At 70.6% G+C, this 14,291-nt stretch carries 11 protein-coding genes; 4 read left to right on the forward strand and 7 right to left on the reverse strand.

Features of this window, described 5'->3' with window-relative positions; all coding sequences use genetic code 11:
• Window positions 1-148: 148 nt before the first annotated feature.
• Together OG709_RS16550 and OG709_RS16555 are read right to left on the reverse strand one after the other, a co-directional pair.
• On the reverse strand, window positions 149-2,233 hold the full coding sequence (locus tag OG709_RS16550; RefSeq protein ID WP_329166707.1) for a flotillin family protein: 2,085 nt from the start codon (window positions 2,231-2,233) through the stop codon (window positions 149-151).
• Window positions 2,234-2,346: 113 nt separating this feature from the next.
• Window positions 2,347-2,994 (reverse strand): hypothetical protein, encoded by a 648-nt coding sequence (locus OG709_RS16555; protein WP_329166709.1) that lies wholly within the window; start codon window positions 2,992-2,994, stop codon window positions 2,347-2,349.
• 279 nt (window positions 2,995-3,273) lie between these two features.
• On the opposite strand from OG709_RS16555, the gene OG709_RS16560 reads away from it, so the two are divergent.
• Window positions 3,274-4,353, forward strand: a complete 1,080-nt coding sequence (locus tag OG709_RS16560; RefSeq protein ID WP_250300944.1) for a PucR family transcriptional regulator — start codon at window positions 3,274-3,276, stop codon at window positions 4,351-4,353.
• Between the two features lie 284 nt (window positions 4,354-4,637).
• Window positions 4,638-5,936 (forward strand): SLC13 family permease, encoded by a 1,299-nt coding sequence (locus OG709_RS16565; RefSeq protein ID WP_250300943.1) that lies wholly within the window; start codon window positions 4,638-4,640, stop codon window positions 5,934-5,936.
• 75 nt (window positions 5,937-6,011) lie between these two features.
• Here the strand turns inward: OG709_RS16565 and OG709_RS16570 are convergent, their stop codons facing one another.
• A complete protein-coding gene (locus OG709_RS16570; protein ID WP_329166712.1) occupies window positions 6,012-6,695 on the reverse strand; it encodes a hypothetical protein in 684 nt (227 codons plus the stop codon).
• Between the two features lie 229 nt (window positions 6,696-6,924).
• On the opposite strand from OG709_RS16570, the gene OG709_RS16575 reads away from it, so the two are divergent.
• Together OG709_RS16575 and OG709_RS16580 are read left to right on the forward strand one after the other, a co-directional pair.
• Window positions 6,925-8,727, forward strand: a complete 1,803-nt coding sequence (locus OG709_RS16575) for a S9 family peptidase (RefSeq protein ID WP_329166714.1) — start codon at window positions 6,925-6,927, stop codon at window positions 8,725-8,727.
• Between the two features lie 140 nt (window positions 8,728-8,867).
• On the forward strand, window positions 8,868-9,704 hold the full coding sequence (locus tag OG709_RS16580; protein WP_250300937.1) for an SURF1 family protein: 837 nt from the start codon (window positions 8,868-8,870) through the stop codon (window positions 9,702-9,704).
• Between the two features lie 12 nt (window positions 9,705-9,716).
• Here the strand turns inward: OG709_RS16580 and OG709_RS16585 are convergent, their stop codons facing one another.
• The 4 genes from OG709_RS16585 to OG709_RS16600 form a co-directional block, all read right to left on the reverse strand.
• The gene (locus OG709_RS16585; RefSeq protein ID WP_250300936.1) at window positions 9,717-10,919 is read right to left on the reverse strand and encodes a hypothetical protein; all 1,203 of its coding nucleotides are present in this window, start codon (window positions 10,917-10,919) and stop codon (window positions 9,717-9,719) included.
• Window positions 10,916-11,596, reverse strand: a complete 681-nt coding sequence (locus OG709_RS16590) for a SigE family RNA polymerase sigma factor (protein WP_374211265.1) — start codon at window positions 11,594-11,596, stop codon at window positions 10,916-10,918. The genes OG709_RS16585 and OG709_RS16590 overlap by 4 nt, the downstream gene beginning before the upstream one ends.
• A gap of 260 nt (window positions 11,597-11,856) precedes the next feature.
• Window positions 11,857-12,924 carry an aspartate-semialdehyde dehydrogenase gene (locus OG709_RS16595; protein ID WP_250300934.1) on the reverse strand — a complete coding sequence of 356 codons (1,068 nt, stop codon included), beginning with the start codon at window positions 12,922-12,924 and terminating at the stop codon, window positions 11,857-11,859.
• Entirely contained in the window at window positions 12,921-14,216 is a 1,296-nt protein-coding gene (locus OG709_RS16600; RefSeq protein WP_250300933.1) for an aspartate kinase, read from the reverse strand. The genes OG709_RS16595 and OG709_RS16600 overlap by 4 nt, the downstream gene beginning before the upstream one ends.
• Window positions 14,217-14,291 lie beyond the last annotated feature (75 nt).

Here is a 14,291-nt window from a genome sequence, read left to right on the forward strand (position 1 = left end):
GATGGGCCTCAGGCGCCGGCCGGGCTCGGAATCAAGCCCGGCCTGCGATTCAGGCCGCCTTTCAGCCCCTCAAGGGGGTCCCCCATACCCTTGAGGCAATGGGGGCGATTGAGGAGCGGGGGTCCGGGGGGCGGAGCCCCCGAAGGGCTCAGCCCTTGACCACCCCGTTCGGCGCCGTCGGCTTCGCGTCGCCGAGCCCCAACCGCTCGGCATGGTCGAGCAGTTGCTGAATCTGCCCCGGCTGCGCCGCACCCCCGCCCGACTGCATCAGCTTCATCAGCAGCCCCGACACCGTGAGGTTCTGCAGATCACCCGTGGACATCGACCCGACCATCTTCGTCAGGTCCTCCGGGAAGCTCGCCGAACCGTCCAGCCACGGCTTGACCAGCGCCTGTGCCGTCTCCGAGTTCTGGACGAATCCGTCGACGCCCTTACCGAGCGAGATCGACGACATGAGGCGGTCGAAGAAGACCGACTCGCCGCCGACGATGCTGATGTCGGCGCTCTCCAGACCGGTGGCGAGCACCGTGGCCTGCGCCTCGGCGACCTGCCGCTGGACGTCGATACCGGCCAGCCTGATCTCCTTCTCGGCGGCGAGGCGCAGCCGGTACTCCTCGTGTCCGCGCGAGGCGTCGTCCAGCGCGGCCATCGCCGCCGCCTTCTCGGTGAGACCCGCGGCCTCCGCCTTCAGCTTCTCGCCGATCATCGCCGCGTCCGCGGTGGCCTGCGCCGACGTGCCCTCCGCCACGGCCAGTGCCTTGAGCCGCGCACCGGACGCCTCCGCCTTCAGCCGCGCCTCGGTGGCCTCGGCCTCCGCACGGCCCGCCTTCTCGATGACGTCGGCCTCCTTGTCCCGTACCTGGACATCGGCCAGTCCGGGCGCCGCCGCCTCGGCCTGGATGCCCTCCGCCAGCCGGAGCTTGGCGCGGGCGTCGAGGTCGGCGGCCTTCAGCCTGGCCTCGGCCAGTGTCAGCTGCTCCGCCGCGTGGTGGGTGGCCGCGACCTCGGCCGCCTCGGCCGCCTTGATGTCCTTGACGAGGAGTTCCTGGGCCTCCGCCTCGGCCGCGATGATCACGGCCTGCCGGGTGCGCTCGGCCTCCTCGACCATCCGCAGCTTCTTGATCGACTCTTCCTGCTCGGCGACCGTACGGTCCACGGCGATGCGCTCGCGGATGACATCGGCGACCTCGCGGCGCTCCGCCTCGACCTCCTTGTCCTTGGAGATCATCGACAGCTGCGTCTCCCGCTCACGGCCGATGACTTCGAGCATCCGGTCCTTCTCGATGCGCTCGTTCTCCACGGCGATGACCCGCTCGCGGTTCTTCTGCGCCACGGCGATCTCCCGCGCCTGGTTCTCGCGCTGCACCCCGAGCTGCTCCTCGGTCCGCAGGAACGCGGCCTGGGCCCCGAGCCGCTCTTCCTCCTGGACCTTGGCGGTCGCCGCCTCCTCGCGGGCCCGCAGGGTGTCGACCTCGCGCTGCTGCTTGATCTCGGCCTCGGCCTGCCGGCGCTCCAGCTCCAGGATGGTCTCCCGGGCGTCGACGTTCTGCCGGGTGATCTCCTTCTGCTCGGTCCGCTGGAACTCGTTGGTGCGGACGTGCTCGACCGCCGTCAGCTCGGTGATCTTGCGGATGCCCTGGACGTCCAGGATGTTGGCGCCGTCGAGCTGCGTCATCGGCGTCTGCTCGAGGAAGTCGATGGCCGCGTCGTCGAGGTGGTAGCCGTTGAGGTCGGTGCCGATGACCCGGATGATGCGGTCCCGGAACTCCTCGCGCTTGGTGTAGAGGTCGACGAAGTCCAGCTGCTTGCCGACGGTCTTCAGCGCCTCGGAGAACTTCGCGGCGAAGAACTCCTGGATCGCCGCCTTGTCGCTGGCCCGTGCCGTACCGATCGCCTGGGCCACCTTGGCGACGTCCTCGACGGTCTTGTTGACCCGCACGAAGAACGAGATGTGGATGTCCGCCCGGATGTTGTCCTGGCAGATCAGCCCTTCCCGGCCGGTCCGCCTGATCTCGATGATCTTCACCGAGATGTCCATGTACTCGGCCTTGTGGATCACGGGCAGCACCACGGCGCCGGTGAAGGTGACATCGACCTTCTTGGCCTTGGAGATGATCAGCGCCCGGCCCTGCTCCACCTTGCGGAACAGCCTGCTGAACACCAGAAGCAGTGCGACGGCTATGAGCAGGACAACGGCGACGAGTACGCCGATGCCCAAGGAGATGGCATCCATGGAGATTCCTCGAAGGGTTTCTTTGAACGGTGGCTTTGAGGGCGCGCAGGACGAACGAGGGCGCGCGGGACGAACAGGGCACGCGGGTGTGCGAGCTCAGGGCGAGCTGGGGCTCAGCCCGTGCTGCGCGGATCGAGCGCCGCGTCGAAGGGCGCGACCCAGAAGAATTCGCCCGGTTCGTCGTACGCGTAGAGCAGGGCGGTGTCGCCGGATCGGAGGCCGAGGACGCTGTCCTGGCCCTGGACCCTGACCTGGACGACCGCGGTCGAACCGTCGGGTGAGGCGACTTCCGCCTGGCCGAAGTCGGTGGTCACCGAACCGGTGCGGACGGTGCAGACCTGACCGACGAAGTCCAGCCGGGACGGCGGCAGTTGGTCCGGGAGGAGGCGGCGTACCCGGCGGACGAGGAAGCGGGTGACGATCCAGGCGAAGAGCACCGCGGCGACCAGCACGGCGAAGTCGAGCACGGTCCGGAGCCTGCCCGGCGGCTCGGCGCTGCGTACCAGCACCGAGCCGACGAGACTGACGAACCAGGCGATGACCACCACGAGGGAGACCGGCACGGTGACCGGTACTCCCCCGCCCCCGGTGTCCGCGCCCGAGTGCCCCCCGTCCATATGACCCCCGTCCATATGCACGTGGAACGCGTCGTGCTCGGCGGCGCCCACCAGGACCAACAGCCAGAAGGCGATGACCACCAGCAGCGCGGCGCCGAACAGAACCGCCGGAAAACCCAGCGCGGCGGTGAAGAATTCATCCATCGCGCTTCCCCCGTTCCCCCTCGCAGACCGGACCGGTCACCGGAACGCACGTTTCCGTACTCCGGCACCGGTCCGCTCTCCCCGTTTCCGCAATGCCCATTCTGACCGCACCCCGACCCCTCCCGCATTGCCGTGATCCGGCAATGTTCGGGGTCCCCGGATGCCGGACCCCGACCCGGCCCCGGGGCCTCGGATCCGGCGCTCCCGAAGGTCTGCCACCCTTGACCGCTGGGTGGCGGGAAGTGGCCGCCCGAGCGGCAAGGAGAAACGGGAGAGCGCGTGACAGGGCACCACATACCCGAGAAATATCTGGAGGGGTACGCCCGCATGCTGGCCGAGGTCGCCGCGACCGGCCGGCGCCCGACCCGGCCGGAACTCGACGTGCGCCGCGCCTTCGGGGAGCAGGCGGCCGAGGACGGCCACTCGCTGCGTTCCCTGGTCGCCGCGCACCTCGCGGCCACCAGGGCCGCCTGGCCCGCCGGAACCTCCGGCTCCGCCGGGCCCGCGCACAGCGTGCTCACCGCGGTGGAGCTGGCCGTCGACGCCTTCGCCGAGGGATACGAACGGGCCCAGCGCCTGGCGGTCCGTCAGGAGGAGGCCGTACGACGGGAGTTCATCGACGACCTGCTGTACGGCGGCAGCGACCTGGGCCGACTGGCCGAGCGCGCCGAGCGGTTCGGGCTGCGGCTGTCCCGTACGCACGCCGTCGCGGTGGCGGAGAGCGCCCACGCGTACGACGAGGGCACCACCGCCATCCGCAGCGTCGAACTCGCCCTCTTCAGCCGCTTCGGCGACCGCAGCATCCTGCTCACCACGAAGGACGGCCGGCTGATATGCGTCGCCCCGGGCGACCAGGACGCCGTGCTCACCCACTTCGCCAAGCACGCGTACGCGGCCGGTGACGGGGACGGGGACGTCAAGGTGGCCATCGGCCGCTCCCACCCCGGCTCCGGGGGCATCGTGCACAGCTACGAGGAAGCCCTCAACGCCCTCGAACTCGGCGCCCGGATGAGCCTGGAGGGACCGGTGCTGCGCGCCGCCGACCTGCTGGTGTACCCGGTCCTCACCCGCGACCGGGAGGCCCTGGTCGATCTGGTCCGCAGCGCGCTCGGCCCGCTCCGGCACGCCCGCGGGGGCGCGCAGCCGCTCGTCTCCACGCTCAGCCACTACTTCGAAGCGGGCTGTGTGGCGGCCGAGGCGGCGCGCCGGATGTCGCTCAGCGTGCGGGCGCTCACCTACCGGCTGGAGCGCATCCACCAGTTGACCGGCGCGAACCCGGCCGAACCGGCACACCGGTACACGCTCCAGACGGCCGTCATCGGCGCCCGGCTGCTCAACTGGCCCGACCAGGAGATCTGACCGCCCGCGCACCACCTGTGCGCCACCACCTGCGCCCCCACCCACCCTGACCACCACCCACCCTGACCACCACCACCTGCGCCCCACCCATCTGGGCGCCACCTGCGCGCCCCACCATCTGCACACCAGGGGCTCAATGCCCGATTCCGGCAGAGTTCGGGCGCTGTGTGCTGCGCGGCGGCAGCCTGTCAGCGGTGCCCAGGCCGGCCGTAACGTCAGCGGGTGCGTAGGCCGGACCGGCCCACGCCCACCCCCCTGACCTGGGCCTTCTGTTTGGACATCCTGTGAGCGACTGGCATGCGTGGGCGGCCGTCGCTGTCTTCGCCGGTACCTATGCCCTGATCATCAGCGAGAAGATCCACCGGGTCGCCGCCGCGCTCGGCGGCGCGGGCCTCATGCTGGCGCTCGGCGCGACCGACGACCAATCGGCGTTCTTCTCCCAGGAATCCGGCATCGACTGGAACGTCATCTTCCTGCTGCTCGGGATGATGGTGATCGTCGGTGTCCTGAAACGGACCGGCCTCTTCGAGTACCTGGCCGTCTGGTCGGTGAAACGCGCCAGGGCCCGGCCGTTCCGGGTGATGGCCATGCTGGTCGCCATCACCGCGCTGGCCTCGGCGCTGCTGGACAACGTCACCACCGTCCTGCTGATCGCCCCGGTCACCCTGCTGATCTGCCAGCGGCTCGCACTGTCCGTCGCGCCGTTCCTGATCGCCGAGGTGTTCGCCTCCAACATCGGCGGCATCGCCACCCTGGTCGGCGACCCGCCGAACATCATCGTCGCCGGGCGGGCCGGGCTCACCTTCAACGACTTCCTGACCGATCTGGCGCCGCTGGCCGTACTGTTGACGGCCGTACTGATCGCGCTGTGCCGCTTCCTGTTCCGCGGCGCGTTCGTCTACGACGCGGAGCGCGCCGCCCAGGTCATGGCGCTGGACGAGAACGAGACCATCCGCGACCCACGCCTCCTCGCCCAGGGCCTGGGCGTACTCGCCCTGGTCATCGCGGGGTTCGTCCTGCACCCGGTACTGCACTGGGCACCGAGCGTCGTCGCCCTGCTCGGCGCCGGACTGCTCGTCGCCGTCTCCACCGTCCGCACCGGCGAGGTACTGACCGAGGTCGAGTGGCCCACACTCGCCTTCTTCGCCGGGCTGTTCGTGATGATCGGCGCCCTGATAGACACCGGAGTCATCGGCGAGGTGTCCCACGCCCTGTCGAACGCGGTGGGCGACCGGGAGCTCGGCGGCTCGATGCTGCTGCTCGGCGCGTCCGGCGCACTGTCCGGGATCGTCGACAACATCCCGTACGTCGCGACCATGGCCCCCATCACCGGCGACCTCGTCCACAGCCTGGGCGGCGGCGCCCACCACGTCATGTGGTGGGCCCTGACCCTCGGCGCGGACCTCGGCGGCAACGCGACGGCGATCGGCGCCAGCGCGAACGTCGTCGTCCTCGGCATCGCGGAGCGCAACGGCACCCCGATCTCCTTCTGGCAGTTCACCCGCTACGGCCTGATCGTCACGGCGGCCACGCTGGTGCTGTCGGCGGGGTACATCTGGCTGCGGTACTTCGCGCTGGCGTGACGTCGAGTGCCGTGGGCATTCCCCGTCCGCATCGCCCGTCCGAGGGGCCCGTCCACCCTCGCGGGCAGCGTGACCTCACTCGTGCGGGACTTCCTCCAGCACGTTCTCCCCGAACCGCCACGAACCCCGGTTGCCCGCCGCCTCCGCGCGCAGCCCGACCTCCCACGCGATCCGGGCCGCCCGCTGCTGCGACAGGCCCGGATACTCCTCCGGCAACACCTTGATGTAGCCGCGCCGGTCAGTGGGATAGGTACGCAAGGCCTCCCGCAGCTTCTCCTCCTGCTCGGCCTCCGTGCTGTGGTCACCCGTGACCACCTGGTACGCCTTCTGCGTCCCGGACGGCTTCTTCCCCTTCTCCGCGGCCCGCCGCCTCCCGGCATCCGACCCCCGCCACGTCATCCAACCCACGGCAGCGAGCGCCAGAAGAGCCAACGCCCCGGAGCCGGCCAACTCGCCGGTGGCGCTCGCCTGGTCGGGCGTCCTGGGCGCGAGCTTGCCCTGGGGGTCCGCGATGACGGTCAGCACGTTGCCGACGTCGTAGCGGTCGGACTGCGTCGTCATCTCGGGTCCGGGAACCGGCGTACCGTCCCGGCGCTGCAGCGTGTAGTGGGACTGACGGGCCTTACGCCCCTGGATCGGGTCGATCCGTTCCTTCACCACCGTGGCCGTGACCCGGTCCCCGCGCTGCTGAAGAGTGAGATCGCCCCGGGCCATCCCGGCGACACCCGCGGACATCACCGAGGCGAGCACGATGAACAACGCCGCGTACAGTCGCTCATATCGCCCCCGTTATACCGACGTTGCACACACCGTTGTCCGTGCTTGATCACGCACGGACCCAAAGGTACCGACTCCCGGTGTCACGGAACCCACTCGGTTTCCGGATCGTCCCGCCAAGCGCCAGGGCAGCCACGGCCACGGTGCCTGGCCGCCGGATCGTCGGACGTCCCGTCGAACACCCCCGGTGCCGATCGGGTTACATGGGCACATGAGTGACGACGAGAAGTCCATGCCCGACTGGGAGAAGCGCTTCCGGGCCCCGCGCGTCGGGCTGCCCGACTGGGCCGAGGACGCCCCCGACCGCTCCCTGTTCGTGTCCAACGCGACCGGGACGTACGAGCTGTACACCTGGGACCGCAGGAGCGGCGAGCAGCGACAGGCCACCGACCGGCCGAACGGAACGACCGACGGGACCCTCTCGCCCGACGGCGAGTGGCTGTGGTGGTTCAGCGACACCGATGGGGACGAGTTCGGTGTGTGGATGCGCCAGCCCTTCCACGGCGGGCCTGACGAACCCGCGACGCCCGGTCTGGAGCCCTCGTACCCGGCCGGGCTGGGCATCGGCCGGGACGGGACCGCCGTGGTGGGGCGGTCGACGGACGAGGAAGGGTCGACCGTTCATCTCGTACGGCCCGGCGCCGCCCCCGTGGAGATCTACCGGCACCGGGAGTCCGCCGGCGTCGGCGACCTCTCGCACGACGGGACGCTCATCGCGATCGAGCACACCGAGCACGGGGACGCCATGCACTCCGCGCTGCGGGTGCTGCGGCCGGACGGTTCGGCGGTCGCCGAGCTCGACGACACCAAGGGCGGCACGGAGGAGCTGGGGCTCGAAGTCCTCGGGTTCGCGCCGGTCGCCGGGGACGCCCGCCTGCTCGTCGGGCACCAGCGGCGCGGTCGCTGGGAGCCGATGGTGTGGGACGTCGCGTCGGGCACCGAGACGGCGCTCGCGATCGAGCTGCCGGGCGATGTGAGCGCCGAGTGGTATCCGGACGGTTCGGCGCTGCTGATCGTGCACAGCTTCGAGGCGCGCAGCGAGATGTGGCGGTACGAACTGGCCACGCACCAGCTCGTACGGGTGGAGACCCCCGCCGGTTCGGTGTCCGGTGCGACCGCCCGCCCGGACGGCACCGTCGAGTACCTGTGGTCGTCGGCCGCGCTGCCGCCGGTCGTCCGCTCCACCTCGGGCGCGGTCGTGCTCGACCCGCCGGGGATGAAGGCGCCGGAGTCGGTGCCGGTGCGGGACGTCTGGGTGGAGGGCCCCGGCGGCCGGATCCACGCCCTGGTCCAGCAGCCCGCCGGGGACGGCCCCTTCCCCACGCTCTTCGAGATCCACGGCGGCCCGACCTGGCACGACAGCGACGCGTTCGGATCCGGGCCCGCGGCCTGGGTCGACCACGGGTACGCGGTCGTCCGGGTCAACTACCGAGGCTCGACGGGGTACGGCCGGGCCTGGACCGACGCGCTCAAGCACCGGGTCGGGCTGATCGAGCTGGAGGACATCGCGGCCGTACGGGAATGGGCCGTCGCCTCCGGTCTCGCCGACCCCGCCCGGCTCGTCCTCGCGGGCGGCTCCTGGGGCGGGTACCTGACGCTGCTCGGCCTCGGCACCCAGCCGGACGCCTGGGCGCTGGGCCTGGCCGCGGTGCCCGTCGCGGACTACGTCACGGCGTACCACGACGAGATGGAGGGCCTCAAGGCGATGGACCGGACGCTGCTCGGCGGCACGCCGGAGACCGTACCGGAGAGGTTCGCGGCGTCGTCACCGCTGACGTACGTGGACGCGGTGCGGGCGCCCGTCTACATCTCGGCCGGGGTGAACGACCCCCGGTGCCCGATCCGGCAGGTCGAGAACTACGTGGACCGGCTGGCCGGTCGCGGCGCGGTGCACGAGGTGTACCGGTACGACGCGGGGCACGGGTCGCTGGTCGTGGAGGAACGGATCAAGCAGGTGCGGCTGGAGCTGGACTTCGCGGCCCGGCACATCCCGGGCGGCCCGTCCGGGGCCTGAGGCGCGGAGCCAAGGTCCAGGTCACTGCCCGCGCCGGGCCGTTCCTCCGGGGCGTGCGCCCCCGGCGCGGCGGGCACACTCCCGCCCGGGTCCCCGGACCCGGGCGGAGTCCGGAATGCGCGCCCCGTACCGTAAGAGATGTGTACCGGTTCCTGCTGACACCCCGCTGGTGCGGGATCACCCTCTTCGCCCTGCTCGCCATCCCCTTCTGCATCTTCATGGGGTCCTGGCAGCTGAGCAGGTTCGAGGACCGCGTGGCCACCCACCGCTCCGACGAGCACCGTCCCGACCCGGCCCGCCAGGCCTCCGCCCCGCTGGACTCCCTGCTGCCCGTCAACCTGGACACCTCCGGGCGACAGGCCCACGCGACCGGCCACTACGCCGAGCAGTTCCTGGTGCCCGACCGGGTCGTGGACGGCAAGCAGGGCTCGTACGTACTGACCCTGCTCCGCACCGACGGCGGCAAGGCGCTCCCCGTGGTGCGCGGCTGGCTGCCGCCCGGCGCGAAGGCGCCCGCGGCGCCGAAGGGCCCGGTCACCGTCACCGGCTCGCTCCAGGCGTCCGAGAACAGCGGCACGGACGGGGCGTACTCCGGGGGCGGGCTGCCGTCCGGGCAGATCGGGATCATCAGCGCGGCCTCGCTGGTGAACCTCGTGCCGTACCCCGTGTACGACGCCTGGGTCACCCTGCCGCGCGCCTCCGCCGGACTCACCGCGGTCCCGGCCGCGGCGCCGCAGAACAGCGGGCTCGACCTGAAGTCCTTCCAGAACCTCGGCTACACCGGTGAGTGGTTCGTCTTCGCGGGCTTCGTCGTCTTCATGTGGTTCCGGCTGGCCCGCCGCGAGGCGGAGGCCCTCAGGGACGTGGAACTGGGCCTGGTCCCGGACGAGCAGCCCACGGTGGACGCGGGAGCGCCCGCCACCACGGCGGAGTCGGTCGGGGCGAAGGCCGAAGCCGAGGCCCCGGTCAGCAGCTGACGCACCGAAGAGCTACGGCGCGCTGAGCAGCCCCGTGCGGTAGATCGTCCCCGCGCACGCGTTGGGGATGGTCGCCTCCGCGGCCGGTACGCCCGGCTCCGCCTCGTGCACCACGGCGACGCTGCCGTCCGACGTACCGCCGTCCTCGCGGGCCAGCTGCGGGCCCACGCCCGACGCGGTGTTGCCGCTCGACGGCACGCTTCCGCCCGACGTGCTGCCGCTGGTGCCGCCCCCGCCGCCCGTAGGGGTCGGGGTGGGCGAGGTGTTCCCGGTGGGGCAGGTCTCCGCCGGGACCCAGGCGAACTTCACCTCGTACGCCTGGGACGGGTCCAGTACCAGCCCGGTCGTCTCCTGCGACGGGTCGGGGAGGCCGTTCGCCGCGTCGCCCGCCGTGTGGTCGACCACGGTGATCCTGGCCGCGTCGGCGGCGCCCAGCGCCTGGAAGTTGACGGTGCCCGCGTCGCTGACCGCGCACTGGCTGTCGGAGACGTTCGAGACGCGGAAGGTTCCGTAGACCGTGCCGTCGGCGTCGGGCGAACCGGTCGCCGCGTGGCTGATGCCCAGTTGGCCGGCCGTGCAGGTCGGCAGGTCGGCGAGTGCCCGGTTCGGCGGGCCCTTGGTGCCGCCCTTCGTACCGTCGTCGCTGTCCGTTCCCGAGCCCTGCGTCCTGCCCTTCGCGCCGTCCTTGTCCTTCTCGCCGTCCCCGCCGGACGCCGTCCCCTTCTTCCGGGGGCTGCCGTCGTCGTCATCGGGACCGGAGCCCTTGCTGCCGGGGGTGTGGTGGCCGGGCCCTGCCACCGCCGCGTGTTTCTCGACGCCGCCTCCGGAGGCGGCGACATGGATGAAGGCCGGGATGGCCGTGCAGACGAGCAGCGCCGCCGCCGCAGAACCGACGACCACCTGCCGCCGCCGGGCCCGGCGGGCCGGAACGGCCCTGCGCAGGTGGTCGAGCGCGTCCTCGGACGGGGTGAGGTCCTGCACGGCGCCGCGCATCAGGCGGCGCAGTGCCAGCTCGTCCTCGTCGAGGCCGTCGACAGCGTTGTCCGGCCCTTCGTTCGGCATTCCGTTCCCAGCCTGGTTGTTCACGGGGCCCACGGGTCCGCCGTACTGCTTGTCCCACTCCTCGGGCCAGTCCAGCCCATCGCGGCTCCCACGTCCGTCACGTCCCGCCCGCCCGTCACGTCCGTACCGTCCGAAACGCTTGTTCTCACTCATGCCGGGGCCTCCATGGCCACCCGCAGCGCGGCGATGCCACGCGAACCGTATGCCTTCACCGAACCCAGCGATATCCCCAGTGCCTCGGCAACCTGCGCCTCGGTCATGTCCGCGAAGTAACGGAGCACCAGGACCTCGCGCTGACGGCGCTGGAGGTTGCGCATGGCCTTCTTCAGCGCGTCGCGCTCCAGAAGGTCGTACGCCCCCTCCTCCGCGCTCGCCATGTCCGGCATCGGCTTGGAGAGGAGCTTCAGTCCGAGGATGCGCCTGCGCAGCGCGGACCGGGACAGGTTCACCACGGTCTGGCGCAGATACGCGAGCGTCTTCTCGGGATCCCTGACACGTTTGCGCGCCGAGTGGACGCGGATGAACGCCTCTTGGACGACGTCCTCGCAGGAGGCCGTGTCGTCGAGGAGCAGCGCCGCGAGGCCGAGGAGCGACCGGTAGTGGGCGCGGTAGGTCTCGGTGAGGTGATCGACGGTGGTGCCGGCGGCCATGGCGTCGTCAGCGCCCTCGCCGCTCTGGGACGGAACCCTGCTGGGACGGGTGGCAGGCACGGGGGCGATCACCGGCATACCACCGGGCACACCTGGCACACCGGCCACACCTGGTCGCCGGAGCGGGAGAACCGCTCCGCCCCGTCCGGACACCGCTCTGAATTCGAGAACCTCTGCCACGCCAGTTGGACACGCTTCCCCCCGCCAGGGTTGTACGCGTTTGACATCGCTCTTGACGATGCGACGAATGTCCCCATGCGTACCTGATCTCCCCCAATGCCCCCTGTTTCCACGGCATCTCGTGCAGGAAGGGGCCACCCCAAAGACGCTCCCGGCACGACTGCGGTTGCAGACAGGCACGGAAGTGAATCGTGTAACAGGCACGAGCCCCAGTTCAAGTGGCCCAGACCACCGAGTTGCTCACAGCTCGCACACAAATTCTACAAAGGTTGATCGGCGGGAAATTCCGCCGCCACGGCCTCCGCGATCTGCGCCGCGTTGAGCGCCGCACCCTTGCGGAGGTTGTCCGCGCAGATGAAGAGTTCCAGCGCCTGCGGATCGTCCAACGACCGCCGTACGCGCCCCACCCAGGCCGGATCCGTACCCACCGCGTCGGCCGGCGTGGGGAAGTCCCCGGCCTCCGGGTCGTCGAAGAGCACCACTCCGGGAGCGGTCGCCAGGATCTCGTGCGCCCGCGCGATCGTCAGTTCGTTCTCGAAGCGCGCGTGCACGGAAAGGGAGTGCGTGGTGACGACGGGCACCCGGACGCAGGTGGCCACCACCGGCAGCGCGGGCCGGTCCAGGATCTTCCGCGTCTCGGCCCGGAGCATCAGCTCCTCCGACGACCAGCCGTCCGCCCCGGCCGAACCGGCCCACGGGACCACGTTCAGCGCGACCGGGGCCGGGAAGGGGCCGGTGTCGTCGCCCACCGCGCGGCGTACGTCGCCGGGCCGCGTGCCCAGTTCCGTACCGGCGACCAGCGCGGTCTGGCGGCGCAGCGCCTCGATCCCGGGGATTCCCTCGCCGCTCACCGCCTGGTACGTCGACACCACCAGCTCACGCAGGCCGAACTCGGCGTGCAGTGCGGCGACCGCCACGATCATCGCGAGCGTCGTGCAGTGCGGGGAGGCGATGATGCCACGCGGTCTGAGCCGTACGGCATGGGGGTTGACCTCGGGCACCACCAGCGGCACGTCCGGGTCCATCCGGAACGCGGCCGAACTGTCCACGACCACCACGCCCTTGGACGCGGCAATGGGCGCCCACTGCGCCGCGACGTCGTCGGGAACGACGAACAGCGCGACATGGACGCCCTCGAACGCCTCCTCGTCGAGCGGGAGGACTTCGGCCTCCTCCCCGCGCACGACCAGCTTGCGGCCGGTCCTGCGCGGGGAGGCGATCAGCTTGATGTCACCCCAGACGTCCGCGTGCTGCGACAGCATCTGGAGCAGTACCGCACCGACGGCCCCGGTCGCTCCGACGACCGCGAGCGTCGGCTTGCCGGTCATCGCCCGGTGCCCCCATAGACGACTGCCTCGTCGGAGTCGCTGTCGAGCCCGAACGCGGTGTGCACGGCGCACACGGCCTCGTTGACCGCGTCGGCACGGGTGACCACCGAGATGCGGATCTCGGACGTCGAGATCAGCTCGATGTTCACGCCCGCGTCGGAGAGCGCCTCGAAGAAGGTCGCGGTGACCCCCGGGTTGGTCTTCATCCCGGCGCCGACCAGCGAGATCTTGGCGATCTGGTCGTCGTAACGCAGCGACTGGAAGCCGACCACCGGCTTGGACTTCTCCAGGGCGTCGACGGCCTTGCGGCCCTCGTCCTTGGGGAGCGTGAAGGAGATGTCGGTCAGACCGGTCGACGCGGCGGAGACGTTCTGCACCACCATGTCGATGTTGACCTGGCTGTCCGCGATGGCACGGAAGATCGCTGCGGCCTCGCCCGGCTTGTCGGGCACACCGACGACCGTGATCTTCGCCTCGGAGGTGTCATGGGCGACACCGGAGATGATGGCCTGCTCCACTGTCGGGTCCCCTTGCGCTTCGCTTCGTGCTTCGTTTCGTGCTTCGTTGCTGACCCATGTCCCCTGGAGCCCCGAGAACGAGGACCGGACATGGATCGGGATGTTGTAGCGGCGCGCGTACTCCACGCAGCGGTGCAGCAGCACCTTGGAACCGGAGCTGGCCAGCTCCAGCATGTCCTCGAAGGAGATCCGGTCGATCTTCCGGGCCTTCCTGACGACCCGCGGGTCGGCGGTGAAGACACCGTCGACATCGGTGTAGATCTCACAGACCTCGGCGTCGAGCGCCGCCGCGAGGGCGACCGCAGTCGTGTCCGAGCCACCACGGCCGAGGGTGGTGATGTCCTTCTTGTCCTGGGACACACCCTGGAAACCGGCGACGATGGCCACGTTGCCCTCGTCGAGAGCGGTACGAATCCGCCCCGGCGTGACATCGATGATCCGCGCTTTGTTGTGGACCGAGTCGGTGATGACACCGGCCTGGCTACCCGTGAACGACTGGGCCGCATGGCCCAGGTTTTTGATCGCCATGGCCAGCAACGCCATGGAGATCCGCTCTCCGGCGGTCAGCAGCATGTCGAACTCCCGCCCGGCAGGAATCGGCGACACCTGCCCGGCAAGATCGATCAACTCGTCCGTCGTGTCACCCATCGCCGACACCACGACAACCACCTGGTTGCCACTCTTCTTGGCGTCGACGATCCGCTTGGCGACTCGCTTGATGCCCTCGGCATCGGCTACGGAGGAGCCTCCGTACTTCTGCACGACAAGGCCCACGTGCGCTCCTCGATCAGTCATTACTGCGGTCGGCTCAGTCTACCGAGCAGCCGCTCGTCACCCGGTACGTACCAC

Source organism: Streptomyces sp. NBC_01267 (assembly GCF_036241575.1).
Taxonomy (GTDB): domain Bacteria; phylum Actinomycetota; class Actinomycetes; order Streptomycetales; family Streptomycetaceae; genus Streptomyces.

Bases quoted from the DNA above. Each gene is read 5' to 3' on its own strand.
- OG709_RS16550 (WP_329166707.1), bottom strand. From the start codon at position 2,233: ATGGATGCCATCTCCTTGGGCATCGGCGTACTCGTCGCCGTTGTCCTG.
- OG709_RS16555 (WP_329166709.1), bottom strand. From the start codon at position 2,994: ATGGATGAATTCTTCACCGCCGCGCTGGGTTTTCCGGCGGTTCTGTTC.
- OG709_RS16575 (WP_329166714.1), top strand. From the start codon at position 6,925: ATGAGTGACGACGAGAAGTCCATGCCCGACTGGGAGAAGCGCTTCCGG.
- OG709_RS16585 (WP_250300936.1), bottom strand. From the start codon at position 10,919: ATGAGTGAGAACAAGCGTTTCGGACGGTACGGACGTGACGGGCGGGCG.
- OG709_RS16595 (WP_250300934.1), bottom strand. From the start codon at position 12,924: ATGACCGGCAAGCCGACGCTCGCGGTCGTCGGAGCGACCGGGGCCGTC.